The following is an 18486-nucleotide window of genomic DNA, read 5'->3' as shown; positions in this document are numbered from 1 at the left end:
TTTCCGCACTTGGTTATTCAATCCTATGGAGCGCGAATGTCTGCTTTTGAAAGCTCTGTTGGCGAGGGCTCTGTTGATAAGGGTTCTGTGAATGATCTTTCTATTGTTGGCTGTGAGAGTCCCACCAGTGAACATCCGCGTCCGCCGCGGCGCGAGTTCAAAGCGCGGGGTAGTTTTGTCACTCGCTGCGATAACTGCCAGCTCCCCGTACTGAATTGCCTGTGCCCCTACCAGGTGAAGGCGGAGAGTTATGCCCAGGTGTGGTTGTTGACCCACCCGCTTGAGCACTTCAAGCCGACCAATACCGGCCGTTTGATTCGCGATGTGATCTCAACGACCCAGGTATTTAGCTGGTACCGTACGGCGCCGGATGCCCAGCTAGCGGCGTTGTTGAAAGATCCTCGTTACGCGCCCTTTGTGATCTTTCCCGATGATCAGCCCGACTACGCGGATCGGGTGGTGGGTATCGAAGCGGTGCACACGGTGAAAGAGCAGGCGCGTATTCCGGTGTTTATCATTCTGGATGGCACTTGGCGTCAGGCGCGGCGTATGTTCCGTAAAAGCGCTTATCTGGATGCGTTGCCTGTGCTGCCATTGCGAACCGAGCGCGAGACGCGCTACCGGCTGCGCAAACCGGCGTCAAAAGCGCACCTTTGTACTGCGGAGGTGGCGATTGAGTTACTGCGTCAGGGCGGGGATACGGTCGCTGCGGACGTGCTGGACGACTACTTTGAGGTGTTTAACGATAGCTACGCGGCGAGCCGACTTCATCATAAAATCGACCCGCCCACTGCAGCGATGCGGCGCCTAGCCGCCAAACAGAGCGCCGGCGATTCGGAATCCGGCCACCCAGGTGCCCACCGCGGAGCCTAGCGTGGCGAGAATAAACACCAGCAGGGTGCGCGATACGCGGTTTTGCCACCAGCCTTTCAACTGCGTGACATCGTGGCGTAGCGATGAAAAATCGCGCACTTTGGGTTTGCGCATATAGAGCTCAACCCCAGCGGCCACAAAGCCCGCGCCGATGGTGGGGTTCAGCGAGGTGAGCGGGGCGGCAAAGAAGGTGGCGATCACGGTAACGGGGTGTGCCAGGGCGATAATCGTCGCCCCCCCAGAGAGAATGCCGTTAATCAAGAACCACTCAAGCACCAGTTGCCAGCCAAGGTCGGTGTTGCGCGAAAAACCAATCGCAAAGCCGGTAAGCACCAAAGCGGTAATCAGCCAGGGCAGCGCTTTCCAAAGCTTGGACGGCGGCGGGGTGGCTTCCAGTGATTCACGCTCTACTTTCGGATCGGCGGGCAGCGGTGCTTCCAAGTGCTCGCCGGTGCCTTTTAAGTGGCCTGCGCCGATGACGACTAGCACGTGCTGGTAGCGCCCAGGCGGTGCCTCTTCTGCCAAGCGAAGCGCCATATAGCGGTCGCGCTCGCGAATCAGCGGCGTATACAGCGCTTCGGATTCGGCGGCAAACTCGCTGAAGGTGGCTTCCAGCATATCGCCTTCTTTGAGTTTTTCGATATCTTCCTTCGAGACATCCTGGCGGGAGAGCACGCTGCCGATCAGGCCTGAAAATAGCGAAAAGCGCTGCCACCAAGGCACGTTGCGATAGATGCGCTTCAGCGTTAGGCCTACATCGCGGTCCACCAGCAGCAGCGGCAGTTTCAGTCGGCTGGCTTCCTCTACCGCCGCACGCATTTCGGCCCCCGGCTGGATGCCGGACTGATCGGCAATCCGCTGCTGAAAGGCACCCAGCGCCAGGCTGGCGGCAACCATGCCCGCTTTGCCTTCTTTAAAAACTTGAAACAGATCCTGCTCGCCCATGGCGTCCGGGTTGGACATGCTGTGGTGGCGAGCGTCGCAGAGTTCGATCGCCACCGCATCAAAGGCGTCGCTAGCCAACAGCGCACGCACATCGTCGGCACTTTCCGCCGACACATGGGCCGTGCCCAGGAGCGTGTAGCGGGTTTCGCCGATAGTGAATGTTTTTAACGGCCCGCTGGTGGACGGCAGGGAAGTCGGTGTTTCAGCCAGCGACCCCGCTTCTGCGTTGGTTGTTTCGTCGTGAGATGTATCTTCGTGGTTCATTAACAGCTCTCAAATCGATCAATAAGGGGCAGGCGTGACGTGCTTAGCGCCGCCAGAAAGCGGGGGTAAACAGCACCAGTACCGTAAAAATTTCCAGGCGGCCGAGCAGCATGGCCATTACCAATATCCATTTTGCCAAGCTGGGCATGTCGCCGTAGTTAGTGCTGGCTTCGCCGAGGGCGGGGCCAAGGTTATTGAGTGCAGATCCCACCGTCGACCAGGCGGTTACCTGATCAACCCCGGTGGCCATGACGCCCACCAGCATTAAAAAAAACAGCATCACGTAGACCGAAAAGAACCCCCACACCGCCTGGGCAATGCTATCGGGAACGCTGACCTTGCCCACTTTGACCGCAATCACCGCATTGGGGTGGATCAGACGCATGATTTCACGCATGCCCTGTTTGATGATCAAAATAATCCGAATGACCTTCATACCGCCACCGGTAGAGCCGGAGCAGCCCCCCACGAACGCGGCCATAAACAGCAGAAAGGGCAGGGCGCCGGGCCACATGGAGAAGTCGGCGACGCCAAAACCGGCGGTTGTTGCCACCGAAACGACCTGGAACACCCCGTGCCGTAGGCCGCGCATTGTGTCGTAGGTGTCGGTTAACCACAGGGAGAGTACGGTGACCACGGCCAGGGCGAGCAGAAATAGCATTAAAAAACGCGCTTCGGGGTCGTGAAAGTAGTGCATCAGGCTTTTTTCACGCCAGGCGATAAAGTGCAGGCTAAAGCTGAATGCTGAAATCAACATAAAGCCCACGCATATCATCTCGATGGCAGCGCTGTCGAAATAGCCGATGCTGGCATCGTAGGTGGAAAAGCCGCCGTTGGCGATGGTGGAAAAGCTATGGCTCAAGGCATCGAACCAGCTCATGCCCGCTAGCATATAGGCGATCATGCAGGCGAGGGTGAGCGTAGCGTAGATGTACCACAGCGCCTTGGCGGTTTCGGTAATTCGAGGGGTGAGCTTGGAGTCTTTCAGCGGCCCAGGAATTTCGGTGCGATACAGCGCCATACCGCCGACACCTAGGGTGGGCAAAATGGCGACGGCTAAAACGACGATCCCCATGCCGCCCAGCCACTGGAGCTGCTGGCGATAGTAGAGAATCGACTCAGGTAAAAAATCGATGCCGGTAATCACCGTGGCGCCGGTGGTGGTCAAGCCTGAGAACGACTCGAATACCGCATCGGTAATGTCCAGCGAACCTTCGCCGAATAGCATCAGTGGCAACGAACCAAATAGCGCCAGCACCGTCCAGAACATCGCGGCAATAATAAAGCCGTCGCGAATACGCAGCTCTTTTTGCGAGCGTCGATTGGGCAGGTAGAGCAGTAACCCCGTCGCCACCGAAATCGCAATGCCAATAATAAAGGCACTCCACACGCCGTCGCGAAACCAGAGTGAGATTAGCGTTGGGGGGAGCATGGTAAGGCTGAAAAGCATCAGCAGCAGCCCCAAAATGCGCAAAATAACCCGCAGACTCATGGTTGTCGCATGCTCCTGTTTTTAGCAGCCATTGGCAGGAATTCGAAGGTTATCAAAAGAACGTTAAGCCGACTTGGAACAGGCGCTCCACATCGCGAATGCGGCGCTTGTCGATCACGAATAGGATCACGTGGTCGCCGCTCTCCACCATCACATCCCCATGGGCAATGATGACTTCCTTGCCGCGCACAATCGCGCCGATGGTGGTGCCTTCCGGTAGGTCGATCTCACGGATCGTGCGGCCGACCACTTTAGACGACTGCTTATCGCCGTGGGCGATGGCTTCAATGGCCTCGGCAGCGCCCCGGCGCAGCGAGTGGACGTTGACGATGTCGCCGCGGCGGACGTGGGTCAGCAGGCTGCCAATAGTCGCCTGCTGGGGAGAAATGGCGATATCGATTTCGCCCCCCTGCACCAAGTCCACATAGGCGGCGTTGTTGATCAGCGTCAGTACCTTCTTGGCGCCTAAGCGTTTGGCCAGCAGCGACGACATGATATTGACCTCGTCGTCGTTGGTCAGCGCGCAGAAGATATCGCACTCTTCGATATTCTCCTCTTCCAGCAAACGCTTGCTGGTGGCGCTGCCGTGGAGCACCACGGTGCGATCCAAGCGTTCAGAGAGCGTGGTGCAGCGCTCCAGGCTGTGCTCGATGATCTTGACCTGGTGGCTGTGCTCCAGGTGCTCGGCCAGCCGTTCGCCGATGTTGCCGCCCCCGGCAATCACCACTCGGCGGAAATCCCGCTCGACTCGGCGCAGCTCACTCATCACCGCGCGGATATCCCGGCGGGCGGCGAGGAAGAACACTTCGTCGTCGGCTTCGATGACCGTATCACCACGGGGGATAATCGGTCGGTTACGGCGGTAAATCGCCGCCACGCGGGTATCCACGTTGGGCATATGGCGGCGCAGAAAGGCTAGATCCTGGCCCACCAGCGGGCCGCCGTAGAACGCTTTGACCGCGACTAGCTGTACCAGGCCACCGGCAAACTCCAACACCTGTAGGGCACCAGGATGCTCAATCAGGCGGCGCACATGGTCGGTGACTACCTGTTCGGGGCTGATCAACACATCGATGGGGATCGCTTCGTGGGCAAACAGGCCTTTACGGGTCAAGTACGCGGTGGCGCGCACCCGGGCAATTTTGGTCGGGGTGCGAAACAGCGTATGGGCAACCTGGCAGGCGATCATATTGATCTCGTCGCTGTTGGTGACGGCGATCAACATATCGGCGTCTTCGCAGCCTGCCTGGCGCAGCACAATGGGGTAGGAGCCTGCCCCGGTGACGGTGCGGATATCGAGTTTGGTGTGAAGGTCGCGCAGTTTTTTGGCGTCGGTGTCAACGACCGTAATGTCGTTTTCCTCGCGGGCGAGGTGTTCAGCCAGTGTGCCGCCGACCTGGCCGGCGCCGAGAATGATGATTTTCATTGCTGAGCATCGGTTCCATTAAAAGCGCCAGCGCGCGATGTTGTTGAGACCATACCCTGAGACCGGGAGGGTCTATCATGCGCTGCAATAAAGACGGCGGCCAGTGTAAACCAGCCGCCGTCGAAAAGCAGGTGAGGATTACTCTAGCGTAAAGCCGACTTTAACCGTGACCTGCCAGTGGGCCACTTGACCGTCTTCAATATGGCCACGGGTATCGACTACTTCCAGCCAGCGCATGTGCTTAATCGTTTCTGACGCCTTGGCCAGAGCGTTCTGTACCGCTTCCTCAATACCCTTCTCGGAAGAGCCGGTCAGTTCCACGTGCTTATAAGTATGGTGACTCATAGTACCTCCTTCCTTGTCATGAAATCACTGCCCTCGCATCAGTGAGCGCTTAGGCAGTGCGCTTCTCTAGTCTGGCATAAAAAAAGCCATCGTGACTGCTCTGGGCCGGAAACAGCTGACGGCCCGCGCCGCCGGCAATACCCCAGGCAACGTCGTTAGGCGTGGTGACATGAGCGTCGGGCGTGCGGGCGAGAAATGCCTCAATCTGCTCACTGTTCTCTTCCGGCAGTACCGAACAGGTGGCATACAGCAGGGTGCCGCCTTCGCGCAGCATCGGCCAAAGGTTATCTAGCAGTTGGCGTTGAAGCTTGGCCAGCGGGCGAATATCGTCTTTGCGCCGCAGCTTCTTGATATCCGGGTGGCGGCGGATAACGCCGGTGCCCGAGCAAGGGGCATCGAGCAAGATGGCATCAAACGGCGTGCCGCTCCACCAGTCGCGTTCAGTGGCATCGGCGTGTTCGAGTACCGCCTCAACGCCGAGACGGCTGAGCGTGTCCTCCACCCGTGCCAGGCGATGGTTATCGCTATCGATTGCGGTGAGGTTGATGTCGAACAGCTCGAGCAAATGGGCTGTTTTGCCGCCAGGGGCGCAGCAGGCATCCAAAACGTGGGCACCCGGTCGTGGCGCGAGCACCGGGCCTAGCAACACCGCCGAGAGCTGAGCCGCTTCGTCCTGAACGCTAACGTGGCCTTCTTCAAAGCCAGGCAGTGACATCACATCGCAGGGTGTTTCCAGCGTGATGGCGTCTGGTGCGTGAGGGCACAGGTGGCCACTTAGCCCTTGCTCGGTAAGTAGCGACAGGTAGGCTTCACGATCATTGTGGTGCTGGTTCACCCTCAATGTCATCGGGCCGGCGTGATTGTTGGCTTCGATGATATCACGCCACTGCTCTGGCCACGCCTGACGCAGGGCATTAAGCAGCCAGGGTGGGTGCTCTAGCGCAACGCTCTCATCCCGGTCTACCTGGGCCTGGAGCGCTTCGGATTCGCGCTGTAGCCGCCGCAAGCAACCATTTAAGACGCGGGTGGCCCACTCCTTATTCAATAAGCGCGCAGCGCCCGCGGTTTCACCTACTGCCGCGTGGGCAGGAATGCGCATGTACAGCAACTGGTAAATACCCAGCAACAGCAGCGCCTGAACATCGCTATCGCGCTTCTTGAATGGCTGCTTAAGCAGTACGCCCGCTAACGCTTCCAGACGCGGTAAGCGGCGGCAGGTACCGAAGCAGAGCTCTTTGAGCAGGCCGCGGTCACGGGCCACCACACTGTGCTCATCCAGCCCCGCCAGTGAGCCTTGGTCGCTGAGCACCGGGGCCAGCGCGCGGGCCGCCGCAGCGCGGACTTCCTGGCCACTGCCGCCTTGGGGGGAGCGCTTTTGGCTCATGGTGCTTCTCCTTCGCTGGCCTGAGCCGCTGGGTTATCAAGACGAGAGTCAAAACGAGCGCCGAGACGAGTGCCGGTAGCCAGGCGCGCGTGGCGCGCATTCAGTAAGTCACGCACGGCCATGGCTTTGCCGCCGGGCAGCTGTGCGCTGGTCACGCACAGTACCTCGCGGCCATCGATACCACAGGCAATGCGTAGATGATCGTCGCCATGCTCAAGCAGGGTGCCGGGCGGGTAAGGCGAATGTTCGCCTTCTTCTACGGTTGCCATTAGCAGTCGTAGGCGATCCTCTCCTAGCGCGCACCAGGCCACCGGACAGGGGTTAAAGGCGCGAATCTTGCTGGCTAACTGCTGAGCGGGCTGGTCAAAGTCGAGCTCAGCTTCCGCTTTGCTCAGCTTGGGGGCATAGGTGACGCCCTCTTCGGGCTGCGGCGTTGCCTGCGCGGTGCCGCTGGCCAGGGCATCCAGCGTGCTGGTCAGCGCATTGGCACCTTGAATAGCCAGGCGGTCGTGCAAATCGCCGACGGTGGTGCGGCCCGTAATGGGCGTGCGCACTTCCGTAAGCATCGCGCCGGTATCCAGGCCTGCATCCATCTGCATAATGGTCACACCCGATACGCTATCGCCCGCTTCGATCGCCCGCTGAATAGGGGCAGCGCCGCGCCAACGGGGCAGCAGTGAAGCGTGAACGTTAACGCAGCCAAGACGCGGTATGTCCAACACGGCTTGGGGAAGCAGCAGCCCATAAGCCACAACGACCATGATGTCGGCATTGAGCGCGGCCAGCTCGGTTTGAGCCTCGGGTTGCTTTAACGTCTGAGGCTGATAGACCGGCAGGCTGTGTTCCAGAGCCAGCTGTTTGACCGGGCTGGGCGTTAGCTTACGGCCGCGACCCGCAGGGCGGTCGGGTTGGGTATACACCGCCACCACCTCGTGCTGGCTTTCTAGAAGCGCGGCAAGGCTAGAGGCGGCGAATTCAGGCGTGCCAGCAAAAACAACGCGCAATCGTGACATATAAAGAGGGCTACCTGGCTTGAATTGAGAGAAGTGTTAGGCGTCCTGCATCTGCTTGTGACGTTTCTGCATTTTCTTGCGGATACGGTCACGCTTTAGCGGCGACAAGTAGTCAACAAACAGCACGCCCTCAAGGTGGTCGTACTCGTGCTGAATACAGTGCGCCAGCAGACCCTCTGCCTCTAGTTCGTAGGCCTCGCCATTGCGATCAAGCGCGTTGAGCTGCACTTTAAGAAAGCGCGGCACTTCGGCGTAGTGTTCGGGAATCGACAGGCAACCTTCCGAAAGCGGCTCTTTCTCTTCGCCAATCGGCGTATAGCGCGGGTTGATGAGCACCAGCGGCTGGGAGTTATCGTCGCTGACATCCATGACGACGATACGGCGATGGACATCGATCTGGGTCGCGGCTAGACCGATACCACGGGCGTCATACATGGTCTCCAGCATATCGTCGACGAGCTGGCGTACCTCATCGTCGACGGTTTCCACCGCAGCGGCCTTGGTGCGCAGGCGCTCATCGGGGAATTCAAGAATAGGAAGTTTGGCCATGGCGTTACAATCACCGTTATGCTGAGTCTAAATTAAGTCAAGCTAGGCAGTGACGAGCGTCTTCTAACCTAGGTACTTTATGATGGGGCACTATATCATGCTGTCAACGTTTCTGGGCATGGGCGCCCTATGCGCACAGGTTTCAGCAGCAACATAATGACTGCGCTTATGCAGTGTTTCGACATGGAATTAAGAGCGGCGCATTTTATCGGGGAGAGCAGGATGGCGGCACAAAAACACGCCTTTCGGGGGGCTTTAAGTAGTTTGTTGCTGAGTGCAGTGATGCTTTTGAGTAACGATGTAGCCGCTTGGGAGCGTGATCAGGAAGTGATTAAACTCTCGCCGCAGGTGCGTACCTTACCCCACCGTGAAGCGATCGAGCCCATCGCCTTAGAGGAAGCGCGGGCCTTTCTGCGCGAACACCGCGTGGTCGATGATGCCGAGGCATTACAGGAACTGGCTTACGTAGTGGCGGGAGACGATCGCCGTTTGATCAGCGGCGCGGGAGACCGGTTATACGTGCGTGGTGATGTGTCACGCCATGGTCAGTTGGGGATCTATCGGCAGTCGGAACCTTACCTGGCGATGGATGGCACGCCATTGGGCTTAGAGTTGATCAGCGTCGGTGTCGCTCGGCATATCAGCAGTGAAGGCGAGATTGCGCAGCTCGAAGTCGTTAGCTCTCATCAGGAAGTGCGGGTTAACGATATTATTTTACCGCTGGAGGAGCGCGAGCTGAGCCGTGAATTTATGCCCCGCGCGCCGCTTAATGCGGTTGAAGGTCATGTTATTGCCGTGCCAGGTGGCGTGCGCTTTATTGGCCGTTTTCAGATCGTTGCGCTGGATCTCGGCACTCTGGATGGTTTGCAGGCGGGTCATGTGCTGCGAGTCAATCAGCAGGGTGAGCTGATCAACGACCCACGTACCCAGGAGCTAGTGCAACTGCCCAGCACTGAGGCGGGCAGTGTGATGGTCTTCAAGCCCTATGATCGAGTCAGCTACGCCCTGGTGATGCAGGCATCGCGGGTGTTGGAAGTGGGTGATGAGGTTGGTTCAGCGACGAACTAGCGGCCGGTAAATAAAGATATTTAAAAGGAGGAAGTATGGACGCCCAGGCGTGGCTGGTGGTCAATGCGTTGCCGAGTATGGGCGCGCTGCGTATCGCGCAATTATTAGCCCGTCAGCCGCAGTGGCCGGAAGGCTGGCTGGCAGCACTGCCCAGCCGTGCCGCCAGCGAGTTGCGCCTGTGGCTTGAACATCCTGATCGCAGCCCGTTGCAAAAAGTAATTGATGAAACCGAGGCGTGGCAGCAAAGCGGCCCAAGTCGTCACGTGCTGCATCGCGACCACCCCGCCTGGCCTGCGCTGTTAAATGAGTTGCCCGACCCGCCCGTTGTGCTCTGGGCCCAGGGTGATCTTAGCGCCCTGGAGGGCCCCAAGCTTGCCATGGTAGGCACTCGTCGCCCCACCGGCGAAGGCACCCATAACGCCCAAACCTTCGCTCGCGATCTAGTCCGCCGCGGCTGGTGCGTGATCAGCGGTATGGCCTTGGGCGTTGATGGCGTGGCCCAGCGGGCAGCGCTAAATGCCGGTGGACGCACGATCGCCGTACTCGGCTGCGGTGTGGATGTGATCTATCCAGCCTCCCACCGTGATCTTCACGAGCAGCTTAGCTCTTTACCCGGTGGCCTGGTGGTGTCGGAACATCCACCCGGTACGCTGGCCCGCCCGGCGTTTTTCCCGCGGCGCAACCGCATCGTTACCGGCCTTTCGCTCGGCACCCTGGTGGTCGAAGCCACCGAAAAAAGTGGTTCGCTGGTCAGTGCCCGGCTCACCTTAGAGCAAAATCGTGAGCTGTTTGTGCTGCCCGGTTCGCTGCACAACGTGCAGGCCCGCGGCTGTTTGGCACTGCTGCGGCAAGGGACGGCTCATCTGGCCTGCAGTGTCGACGATATCATTACCGATCTTGGCCACTGGGCGGAGGCGTTTATCCAGCCTGCGACCGAAGACAAGCTATCGGAGCAAGAACCTCCCTCCGATAGCTTTTCAGACGACAACTTGCCCGATTCATTGTTAACGTCATTATCAGCTACCCCAACGCCGATCGATCTCTTAGTGCATTCCACCGGTGTGTCAGTCAGTGACTGTCAGCAGCGCTTGCTGATGCTGGAGCTAGAGGGCTGGGTAACCCAGCAGGCCGGAGGCTGGGTGCGGCTGCCGCGCTCATGATAGGATGCGGGCATGTTCGCCCTGACGGTGAGGAGAGACCATGAGTTTAGCTGCCGATCTAGCCCCTGCGATTAACGCGCTGCGTGAAGGTGGCGTGATTGCTTGTCCCACCGAAGCGGTTTGGGGGCTTAGCTGCGACCCTGAAAACGACGAAGCCTTAGCGCACCTGATGCGTATGAAAGAGCGTGATCCGGCTAAAGGGGTCATTCTCGTTGCCGCCAGTATTGAGCAGTTCCAACCCTGGTTAAGCCAGCTTCCTTTAGCGATGCACGCCCCTCTCGCGGCAAGCTGGCCGGGTCCGAACACCTGGTTAGTGCCTGATAATGGCCGCAGCCATGGGCTGGTGCGCGGCGCCCACGAACGTGTGGCGCTTCGAGTCACCGACCACCCACTAATGAAAGCGCTTTGTGAGGCCTTTGGCGGCCCGCTGGTATCGACCTCGGCCAACCGCTCCGGGGAGCCGCCCGCCATGAGTGCCGCTGAAATCACTTCAATCTTTAGCGATGAAGTGGCCTATGTGGTGAAAGGCGAGCTAGGTGGCAATGCCAAACCGAGCACTATCAGGGATTTAGCCACTGGCAAAGTCATGCGTTATTAGCCGCACTTTGGTTCACTACTCACCACTGATTAATATTCATTGCTTACTACTTTTCACTCACGATTCACCACCCAGGAGTTACCGTGGCCCACGAGCACCTTGATGACGTTAAATGCTACCTTCTTGATTTGCAGGAAAGGCTCTGCGCTGGATTAGCCGAAGCCGACGGGGCTGCCCAGTTCCAAGAAGATAGTTGGGAGCGTGAAGAGGGGGGCGGTGGTCGCTCACGGGTGATGACTAATGGCGGCGTATTTGAAAAGGGCGGCGTCAACTTTTCACATGTGTACGGTACTCAGCTGCCGCCTTCCGCTACCGCCGCACGCCCTGAACTTACCGGGCGCAGCTTTCATGCGGTGGGCGTTTCCTGGGTGCTGCACCCGGAAAACCCCCATGTGCCTACCAGCCATGGCAACGTGCGCTTCTTTATTGCCGAGAAAGTCGGCGAGCCGCCGGTGTGGTGGTTTGGCGGCGGCTTTGACTTAACGCCGTTTTATCCCGTGATGGAAGACGTGGTGCATTGGCACCGGGTGGCGAAAGACGCCTGCGCCCCCTTTGGAGAGGACGTTTACGACCGCTATAAAGCCTGGTGCGACGAATACTTCTACCTCAAGCACCGCGATGAAACCCGCGGCGTGGGCGGGCTGTTTTTCGATGACCTGAACGAAGGTGAGTTTGCCGACTGTTTCGCCGTTCAGCGTGCGGTGGGTGACAGCTTTTTAGAGGCTTATTTGCCCATCGTTGAGCGCCGTAAAAATGACGCCTGGGGCGAACGGGAGCGCGACTTTCAGCTCTATCGCCGTGGCCGCTACGTGGAATTCAACCTGGTGTGGGATCGCGGCACGCTTTTTGGCTTACAGAGCGGCGGGCGCACTGAGTCAATTTTGATGTCTATGCCGCCCATGGCGCGTTGGGAATACGCTTTTGAGCCGGAGCCCGGCAGCGCCGAGGCGCGTTTGCAGGATTTCTTACACCCCCGCGACTGGCTCGGCGAATTCGCTGAGGATGCCATTCAAACCAATAGCGGAGAGCCCTCATGACCGATCGCTACTGCGTGTTTGGCAACCCGGTCAAACACTCCAAATCCCCGCAGATCCAAGCTGAGTTTGCCCGTCAAACCCAACAAGCGCTCGAGTACACCGCTGAAGAAGCCCCGCTGGAGGGTTTTGCCGCTGCCTGGCGGGCGTTTAACGATGCGGGCGGGCGTGGCGCCAATGTTACCGTGCCGTTCAAGGGCGATGCCTTTGCGTTGTGCGACACCTTGAGCTATCGCGCCCGTCGTGCAGGGGCGGTAAATACGCTGATCCTGGGGGGCAATGGCCGTACCTACGGCGATACTACCGATGGCATTGGCCTAGTGCGCGATTTGGCCTATCACCGCGTGGCATTGGCGGGAAAGCGTATTTTGGTGGTAGGCGCAGGCGGCGCCGTGCGCGGCATTCTGGAGCCCCTGCTTGCCGAGCAGCCCAGCGCACTCGTCGTGGTCAATCGCACCGCCGCCAAAGCCGAGCAGCTGGCCAGCGATTTTGCTGATCTGGGGCCTATCACTGGCGGCGGCTTTGACACGCTTGACGGTACATTTGATGTGGTGATTAACGGTACGAGCGCTAGCCTTTCAGGCGACTTACCGCCGCTACCAGATACGTTGTTTAATCCCAACGCCTGGGCCTACGACATGATGTACGGGTCCGAGCCGACGGTGTTTTTACAATGGGCAGGCCCGCGTGGCGCGAAGTTGCTTGATGGCTTAGGCATGCTGGTCGAACAGGCCGCTGAGTCGTTCTTTCTGTGGCGCAATGTGCGCCCTGAAACCGCATCCGTGCGCGAAATGCTGCGCCAATCGCTTAACTATTCATAATCGGATCTAGTCAACGCTGCTAAAAAAACGGGGGCGGATACTGTATCCGCCCCCGCTTTTTTTGTACCGCTAATAACGCTTTACCTAGCGCGCTTGACGTACAACCCCACCATACTCATCACTAGCCCCACCACCGAGAGCAGCATGCCGCCATTGACTAACAGCGGCGAGCGCTCCAGCCAGGAGACAAAGGGTTGGGGGGCGTCTCTACAGGCACTCTCGATATAGTCCCAATGGCCGCCATCAAGCTGACACGCGCGTACGTCGTTGAGCTCCCAGAAATACACGCCCATCAGCACAAACAGCGGCAGCACTAGCAACAGTAATCCCAGCTTGATCATTTAAACCTCAATAGCCGACTCACTCAGCGAAGCATTAGGGACGCGGGCAGTTGGGTGTACGACCATTGCTGCGAGCCTGCTCATAGACAGTCAGGGCTTGATCCATATTACCTTGCAAGCCTTGGATGCGCTGGCCTTGGCCAGGGTGAGTGGACATCCACTCCGGGGGTGCGCCACCACCGGACACCGCCTGCATGTTTTCCCACAGAGTAACGCTCTCACGTGGGTCGAAACCGGCTTGCGCCATTAGCTCCAAGCCAATCACGTCAGCCTCACTCTCATGAGCCCGGGAGAACGGCAGGACGATCCCGTACTGCGCACCCATGCCGAGTACGCCCATCAACTGCTGGCCACCGGCAGACTGCATGCCGGAAGTACTGGAAATAACCGACAGGCCTAACGAGGTGGCACTCTCGGTTGAGGCGCGTTCATTGGCGTGGTTGGCCAACACGTGACCAATCTCGTGACCGATGACGGAAGCCAGTTGGTCTTGGCTAGTGGCAATATCCAGCATGCCGGTATTCACCCCCATATAGCCGCCGGGTAGCGCGAAGGCGTTGGGCTGTTCGGATTCAAACACGCGGATTTGCCAGTCTAACTGCTGCTGCCCGGCGGGCAGTTCTGCCACGATGGCATCGGCAATACACTGCACATAGCGCTGACTCGCTTGTCCAGCGCTGGGAAGCTCCTGCTGATATTGAGAAAATGCCTGACGGCCCATCTCATTGAGTTCACCATCAGAGAGCAGCAGCAGCTGCGAGCGCCCGGTGGGCGAGGTGGTACAAGCGGCGATAGACGCACATAAAGCGGTTATAGCGAGAGGGCGAAGCCAGCGCATGAGTCGGTTTCCTTATAGACGAAAGAATTTCTTGCACACAAGATAACCGCTGATAGCAGTAAATCAATCCCCCATCATAACCCACCTAAGGATGAGTATGGATGCTGAATTGACCACCCTTCTGAACCAAGGCTAGGCCGCAGAGGACTGGCTGTAAGCTTCTAGATACAAACCCTCAACGCTGGGGTACTAACTGCCCATCGGCACCGACATTTAGGCGAATGGTAGGCGTTAATAGTCCCGCAGGAAGCCGCATACCTAAGCCGCGCAGATCGCCAGGCGTGATAGCCAGTTGGCTACCGGGCGGTAGCTCGCCTTGAGACGCCAGCTGACTGGCAAGTTCAAGCATCGGCGCCATTTTTTGGGTGTCGGTTCCCAGCACATCAAAGGCAACCGGCAGGCGTAAATTGGCATCGTCACCAGAGGTCAGCGTGACATCCTGCTCATAGTTACCCTGTACAGGGTCAACGCCCGGCATATCCAGCGACCAGCGAAAGCCCGACATCTCCACCGGCGGCATGCCGGCGGGTAAGCCAAGGCCCATGGCAATGGTGGCTTGTATGGGCAGACTGCCCGCGCCAAGGCTGGAAGCGATTAAGCTGGTTAGGTCGCTCGTATCCAATCCAGCATTAATGCTGTAAGGGCCAATGCGGACATCTTCGACCCCCAGGGAGGTCACCGCCAAACGAAACGCAAATAGGCCGGTTTGAGGTAGGGCGAGACAGCCCGTTAACAGGCTGGTTAAACCCAATAGAAGTAGCCAGCGGCGAGCAGCATAAAGCATAACGTTCTCCCCCTACGCAGTGCATAAGCAACATATTAAGTAGGGCAGCAAGGGTGGTGATGGGGGTGGATGATAGGGTGTGGGTATGAATGACAGCTGAGTAAAATCGCGGCTATTTGAGTGCCGAAACCGGGCGCTGTCAAGCGAAACTGTTATCGCGGGTGTTACCTGGGAAAGGGGTTAATCAAAACGCCCGCTTGACGGTGCAAACGGGCGAATTCAAATAACCAAGAGAGCTACGATGGCGAATTAACGACGGCTCTTACGCGCTTCTTTGGTGCGGTTCAGCTCGCGTTTCTTGGCCTTCTCTTTGTCGCTGGCGCCCGCCATAGTGTCAAACGGATTGCTGCCCGAGCGAAACTCAAAGCGAATCGGCGTGCCGCGTACCTTCAATACCTTGCGGAACGTATTGGTGAGATAACGACGGTACGCTTCAGGCAATGACTCTGTTTGGTTACCGTGGACAACGATAATCGGCGGATTACTGCCACCCTGGTGAGCCATGCGCAGCTTAATCCGTCGGCCTTGTACCATCGGTGGCGGGTTCTGGCTGACTGCATCCTGCAGCAGGGTCGTTAAACGGTTGGTCGACCAGTGAGCGTTAGCGGCGTCAAAGGCGCGGTCAATCGACGGGTACAAATCGCCTACCGCCGTGCCGTGAAGGGCAGAGATAAAGTGAAGCTCGGCGTAATCGGCAAAGCCCAGGCGGCGCTTCACTTCGGTGCGCATCTTGTCCTTAGCTTCGCTTTCCAGGCCGTCCCACTTGTTGACTGCCAGCACCAGCGCGCGACCGGTGGTTAATACGTAGTCGAGCAGGTGCAAATCCTGCTCCACCAGACCGCTGGAACCATCCAGTACCATGATCACCACATGCGACTCTTTAATCGCATCCAGCGTCTTGATGATGGAAAACTTCTCGGCGATTTCGCTCACGTTCTTACGGCGCCGGATACCCGCGGTATCAATCAGTACATAAGGCTTGCCGCGGCGCTCGAAGGGGATCTCAATGGCATCGCGGGTGGTGCCCGCTTCATCAAAGACCACCACCCGGTCTTCGCCGAGGAGGCGATTGACTAGGGTCGATTTGCCCACGTTCGGGCGGCCAATCACGCCGATACGAACGCCTTTGCTGCCGGTGTCCGCGGGAATGCTGGCATCGCGTTCGGGAAACGGTTCGAGTACCACGTCCATCAGGGTGGAAACGTTGCGACCGTGGGCAGCAGCGATCGGCCAGGGGTCGCCTAGACCCAGCGACCAGAAATCGCCCATCGCCGAGTGCTCTTCCAGCCCGTCGGTTTTATTCACCACCAGCCAGGTTTTTTTCTGGTTAACCCGCAGGTGGTTGGCAATCGCTTGGTCAGCGGCGATAAGGCCGGCGCGAGCGTCGACCATAAACAGAACGATATCGGCCTCATCAATAGCAGCAAGCGACTGCTCGGCCATCGCAGCGTCGATACCTTCTTCGTCACCGCTGATACCACCGGTGTCGATAACCGTATAGACCTTATCGCCCAGCATGCCATTGCCGTACTTGCGGTCGCGGGTGAGGCCGGGAAAGTCGGCCACCAGTGCATCACGCGAGCGCGTTAGGCGGTTAAACAGCGTCGATTTGCCCACATTGGGGCGACCGACTAAAGCAATGACGGGTGTCATGGAGTTACTTCCAGGGTTTCCAGGCGACCATTGTTGGCCTGGACATGAATGGTGCTGCCTTCAGTGACCGGGCGAACGCTAATGCCCGAGCTGTGCACGCGAGTGCGTCCTACAATATTGCCTTCACGGGCGTCGATCAGGTGAACATATCCTTCAAAATCACCGAAGACCAAGCGGCCGCTGGCGAAGGCCGGGGCGGTCAGCCAACGATCTTCTAAGTCGTCATTGCGCCAAACTTCGCGGCCACTGTTAGAATCTAGCGCAACCACCTGGCTGTCATCGGTGACGACGAACAGCAGATCACCGACCAAAATTGGCGTATGACGGCTAGACAGATCCGCTTCCCAAAGCACATCGCCTTGGGTGGCTTCTAGCGCCACCACGCGACCGTTGTAGCTGGTCACGAACAGGCGGCCATCAGGGCTGATAATCGGTTGGCCAGAGAGGTCAACCAGACGCTCTACTTCGCTACGGCCACGCGGTGTGGCGATTTGCATATCCCATAGCGGTTGGCCGCTGCGATTATCCAGCGTGGCTAAACGGCCATTCGCTAGGCCAACAAAAGTAACCGGGTCAATCACCATCGGCGTGCCGGTGCCGCGCAGGGTAAGTGAAGGTTGCGAACTGGTGTATACCCAGCGCTCTTGGCCGCTGGCGCGATCCAAGGCTGTCACGCGGCCATCGACACTTTGCACGACTAGCAGTTGCTGATTGGCCTGAGGCGCGGCAAGCACTTCACTAGAGACCCGTGAACGCCAGCTTTCGCTGCCATCATTTTGATCCAGAGCAATGACCTCGCCGTTACCGGTCGCCAGATAAACCTGGCCGGCAATCGCCGTTAACGCGCTGGAGATGGTGGTATCGAGATCGATTTCCCACTCAACATCGCCACTGTTGGCATTCATGGCCATCACCACACCTTCAACGTCGGCGGCAAACACAGTGTCGCCTTCACGGGCAGGTGCAATGGGATAGCGAGCGTGGCCTAAGCCATCGCCTACGGTTCGCTTCCATTGGGTGTTTAGCGAGGAGGTCTCGTCGAAGCTACGCAGCTCTTTGGGCGTAAAAGCGGGGTCACCTTTGCTGGCGCAACCGGCCAACAGTGCCAGCGTCAGTGCACCCACGCTTACCCGTGCCAGCTGTTTGGAAATACCCCGATTAATTACAGTGCTAATAGTCATTGTGTCGCCTCCTCAGCGCCGAGATCATCAAGCTTGAACTGCACGCCGTAAAGCGGCTGGTCTTGGGTTTGTGACACTTCCATCGCGGTCTCCCAGGCATCACGGGCCGCGTCAGTGTCGCCTTGAGCAGCAAAGGCATCGCCCCGCACGTTCGCTCGTTGGGCCGTCAGGGCGTCGCTGATCGGCTCGTCCAGCAATGCATGCGCCTGAGTGGGATTGCCGTCGGCAAGCTCAACCCGCGCTAAGCGCAGCCACGCCAGGCTCTGCACGTAGCGCCGCGATGATTCGGCAGCGCTTTCAAGCGCGGTACGCGCACCTTCCAGGTCGCCTTGCTGTACCGCCAGGCGAGCATCAAGCAGCAGGGCGAGTTCAGCATAGAGCGTGTCGCCATGCTCGTCGGTCAGTTCGACGACCATTTCACGCGCGCTGGCCAGTTGGTCGTCTTCAAGCTCGTTACCAGCGGTCATGTTGACCAACTGCTGGTAGCGCATGGAGGCGGCTTCTGACTGACCCTGCTGATAGTTCTGCCAAGCATTCCAGCCGAATACCCCCGCCGCCGCCAGGACAGCGCCTGCAATCAACGACATGCCGTTCTCTTTCCACCAGCGCTTTACCGCGTCTAGCTGCTCTTCTTCGCTTCTCAGCTCCACCACGGGCGGGCTCCTATATCTCAATTTTCGTAGGCACAAACAGTAGGCAAAAACAGTCGTATGTAGC

Annotated in this window: 19 protein-coding genes; 6 read left to right on the top strand and 13 right to left on the bottom strand. The window is 58.5% G+C overall.

The features are described from left to right. Positions 1-36: 36 nt before the first annotated feature. The gene (locus KO116_RS18360; protein ID WP_082072645.1) at positions 37-873 is read left to right on the top strand and encodes a tRNA-uridine aminocarboxypropyltransferase; all 837 of its coding nucleotides are present in this window, start codon (positions 37-39) and stop codon (positions 871-873) included. On the opposite strand, the gene KO116_RS18355 is transcribed toward KO116_RS18360, so the two are convergent. The 7 genes from KO116_RS18355 to def all read right to left on the bottom strand — a co-directional run bounded on the left by KO116_RS18355 (position 808) and on the right by def (position 8291). Then, positions 808-2082, bottom strand: a complete 1275-nt coding sequence (locus KO116_RS18355; protein WP_035564627.1) for a TraB/GumN family protein — start codon at positions 2080-2082, stop codon at positions 808-810. The genes KO116_RS18360 and KO116_RS18355 overlap by 66 nt on opposite strands. 43 nt (positions 2083-2125) lie before the next feature. Beyond that, on the bottom strand, positions 2126-3574 hold the full coding sequence (locus tag KO116_RS18350; protein WP_035564624.1) for a TrkH family potassium uptake protein: 1449 nt from the start codon (positions 3572-3574) through the stop codon (positions 2126-2128). 52 nt (positions 3575-3626) lie between these two features. Further along, entirely contained in the window at positions 3627-5000 is a 1374-nt protein-coding gene (trkA, locus tag KO116_RS18345; protein ID WP_035564622.1) for a Trk system potassium transporter TrkA, read from the bottom strand. Positions 5001-5138: 138 nt separating this feature from the next. Then, positions 5139-5345, bottom strand: a complete 207-nt coding sequence (locus KO116_RS18340) for a dodecin (protein ID WP_008959783.1) — start codon at positions 5343-5345, stop codon at positions 5139-5141. Between the two features lie 49 nt (positions 5346-5394). Continuing rightward, on the bottom strand, positions 5395-6729 hold the full coding sequence (rsmB, locus tag KO116_RS18335) for a 16S rRNA (cytosine(967)-C(5))-methyltransferase RsmB (protein ID WP_035564620.1): 1335 nt from the start codon (positions 6727-6729) through the stop codon (positions 5395-5397). Then, the gene (gene fmt / locus KO116_RS18330) at positions 6726-7742 is read right to left on the bottom strand and encodes a methionyl-tRNA formyltransferase (RefSeq protein WP_035564618.1); all 1017 of its coding nucleotides are present in this window, start codon (positions 7740-7742) and stop codon (positions 6726-6728) included. The genes rsmB and fmt overlap by 4 nt, the downstream gene beginning before the upstream one ends. Positions 7743-7778: 36 nt before the next feature. Next, the gene (gene def, locus KO116_RS18325; protein WP_035564616.1) at positions 7779-8291 is read right to left on the bottom strand and encodes a peptide deformylase; all 513 of its coding nucleotides are present in this window, start codon (positions 8289-8291) and stop codon (positions 7779-7781) included. A gap of 222 nt (positions 8292-8513) precedes the next feature. On the opposite strand from def, the gene KO116_RS18320 reads away from it, so the two are divergent. From KO116_RS18320 to aroE, 5 genes are all read left to right on the top strand, one after another. Continuing rightward, positions 8514-9359 (top strand): hypothetical protein, encoded by an 846-nt coding sequence (locus KO116_RS18320; RefSeq protein WP_035564614.1) that lies wholly within the window; start codon positions 8514-8516, stop codon positions 9357-9359. 35 nt (positions 9360-9394) lie between these two features. Beyond that, the gene (gene dprA / locus KO116_RS18315) at positions 9395-10519 is read left to right on the top strand and encodes a DNA-processing protein DprA (RefSeq protein ID WP_035564612.1); all 1125 of its coding nucleotides are present in this window, start codon (positions 9395-9397) and stop codon (positions 10517-10519) included. Between the two features lie 40 nt (positions 10520-10559). Then, complete coding sequence (locus KO116_RS18310) at positions 10560-11117, top strand: L-threonylcarbamoyladenylate synthase (RefSeq protein ID WP_035564610.1); 558 nt, start codon at positions 10560-10562, stop codon at positions 11115-11117. Positions 11118-11200: 83 nt separating this feature from the next. Beyond that, a complete protein-coding gene (gene hemF, locus KO116_RS18305; RefSeq protein ID WP_035564608.1) occupies positions 11201-12154 on the top strand; it encodes an oxygen-dependent coproporphyrinogen oxidase in 954 nt (317 codons plus the stop codon). Beyond that, the gene (gene aroE, locus KO116_RS18300) at positions 12151-12972 is read left to right on the top strand and encodes a shikimate dehydrogenase (protein WP_035564606.1); all 822 of its coding nucleotides are present in this window, start codon (positions 12151-12153) and stop codon (positions 12970-12972) included. Before hemF ends, aroE begins: the two co-directional genes overlap by 4 nt. A gap of 80 nt (positions 12973-13052) precedes the next feature. Here the strand turns inward: aroE and KO116_RS18295 are convergent, their stop codons facing one another. The 6 genes from KO116_RS18295 to KO116_RS18270 all read right to left on the bottom strand — a co-directional run bounded on the left by KO116_RS18295 (position 13053) and on the right by KO116_RS18270 (position 18422). After that, positions 13053-13313, bottom strand: a complete 261-nt coding sequence (locus tag KO116_RS18295; protein WP_035564604.1) for a hypothetical protein — start codon at positions 13311-13313, stop codon at positions 13053-13055. Between the two features lie 34 nt (positions 13314-13347). Continuing rightward, positions 13348-14151, bottom strand: coding sequence for a M48 family metallopeptidase (locus tag KO116_RS18290; RefSeq protein ID WP_035564602.1), 804 nt, complete (start codon positions 14149-14151; stop codon positions 13348-13350). A gap of 175 nt (positions 14152-14326) precedes the next feature. Next, a complete protein-coding gene (locus tag KO116_RS18285) occupies positions 14327-14935 on the bottom strand; it encodes a hypothetical protein (protein ID WP_035564600.1) in 609 nt (202 codons plus the stop codon). A 249-nt stretch (positions 14936-15184) separates the two neighbouring features. After that, positions 15185-16588, bottom strand: a complete 1404-nt coding sequence (gene der, locus KO116_RS18280) for a ribosome biogenesis GTPase Der (RefSeq protein WP_035564598.1) — start codon at positions 16586-16588, stop codon at positions 15185-15187. Continuing rightward, positions 16585-17769 (bottom strand): outer membrane protein assembly factor BamB, encoded by a 1185-nt coding sequence (gene bamB, locus KO116_RS18275; RefSeq protein ID WP_035564596.1) that lies wholly within the window; start codon positions 17767-17769, stop codon positions 16585-16587. Before bamB ends, der begins: the two co-directional genes overlap by 4 nt. Next, positions 17766-18422, bottom strand: coding sequence for a YfgM family protein (locus KO116_RS18270; protein WP_035564594.1), 657 nt, complete (start codon positions 18420-18422; stop codon positions 17766-17768). Before KO116_RS18270 ends, bamB begins: the two co-directional genes overlap by 4 nt. Positions 18423-18486: the final 64 nt, after the last annotated feature.

Source organism: Halomonas sp. KO116, from assembly GCF_000734975.2.
In the GTDB taxonomy this organism is placed as follows: Bacteria; Pseudomonadota; Gammaproteobacteria; order Pseudomonadales; family Halomonadaceae; genus Vreelandella; species Vreelandella glaciei.
Note: the sequence above shows the minus strand (reverse complement) of the source record. Positions and strands in the feature narration are given on the sequence as shown.

What these genes read in the sequence shown, in the direction of transcription:
- KO116_RS18360 (WP_082072645.1), top strand. Translation starts at nt 37, where the DNA reads ATGTCTGCTTTTGAAAGCTCTGTTGGCGAGGGCTCTGTTGATAAGGGT.
- KO116_RS18355 (WP_035564627.1), bottom strand. Translation starts at nt 2,082, where the DNA reads ATGAACCACGAAGATACATCTCACGACGAAACAACCAACGCAGAAGCG.
- KO116_RS18350 (WP_035564624.1), bottom strand. Translation starts at nt 3,574, where the DNA reads ATGAGTCTGCGGGTTATTTTGCGCATTTTGGGGCTGCTGCTGATGCTT.
- trkA (WP_035564622.1), bottom strand. Translation starts at nt 5,000, where the DNA reads ATGAAAATCATCATTCTCGGCGCCGGCCAGGTCGGCGGCACACTGGCT.
- KO116_RS18340 (WP_008959783.1), bottom strand. Translation starts at nt 5,345, where the DNA reads ATGAGTCACCATACTTATAAGCACGTGGAACTGACCGGCTCTTCCGAG.
- rsmB (WP_035564620.1), bottom strand. Translation starts at nt 6,729, where the DNA reads ATGAGCCAAAAGCGCTCCCCCCAAGGCGGCAGTGGCCAGGAAGTCCGC.
- fmt (WP_035564618.1), bottom strand. Translation starts at nt 7,742, where the DNA reads ATGTCACGATTGCGCGTTGTTTTTGCTGGCACGCCTGAATTCGCCGCC.
- def (WP_035564616.1), bottom strand. Translation starts at nt 8,291, where the DNA reads ATGGCCAAACTTCCTATTCTTGAATTCCCCGATGAGCGCCTGCGCACC.
- KO116_RS18320 (WP_035564614.1), top strand. Translation starts at nt 8,514, where the DNA reads ATGGCGGCACAAAAACACGCCTTTCGGGGGGCTTTAAGTAGTTTGTTG.
- dprA (WP_035564612.1), top strand. Translation starts at nt 9,395, where the DNA reads ATGGACGCCCAGGCGTGGCTGGTGGTCAATGCGTTGCCGAGTATGGGC.
- KO116_RS18310 (WP_035564610.1), top strand. Translation starts at nt 10,560, where the DNA reads ATGAGTTTAGCTGCCGATCTAGCCCCTGCGATTAACGCGCTGCGTGAA.
- aroE (WP_035564606.1), top strand. Translation starts at nt 12,151, where the DNA reads ATGACCGATCGCTACTGCGTGTTTGGCAACCCGGTCAAACACTCCAAA.
- KO116_RS18295 (WP_035564604.1), bottom strand. Translation starts at nt 13,313, where the DNA reads ATGATCAAGCTGGGATTACTGTTGCTAGTGCTGCCGCTGTTTGTGCTG.
- KO116_RS18290 (WP_035564602.1), bottom strand. Translation starts at nt 14,151, where the DNA reads ATGCGCTGGCTTCGCCCTCTCGCTATAACCGCTTTATGTGCGTCTATC.
- KO116_RS18285 (WP_035564600.1), bottom strand. Translation starts at nt 14,935, where the DNA reads ATGCTTTATGCTGCTCGCCGCTGGCTACTTCTATTGGGTTTAACCAGC.
- der (WP_035564598.1), bottom strand. Translation starts at nt 16,588, where the DNA reads ATGACACCCGTCATTGCTTTAGTCGGTCGCCCCAATGTGGGCAAATCG.
- bamB (WP_035564596.1), bottom strand. Translation starts at nt 17,769, where the DNA reads ATGACTATTAGCACTGTAATTAATCGGGGTATTTCCAAACAGCTGGCA.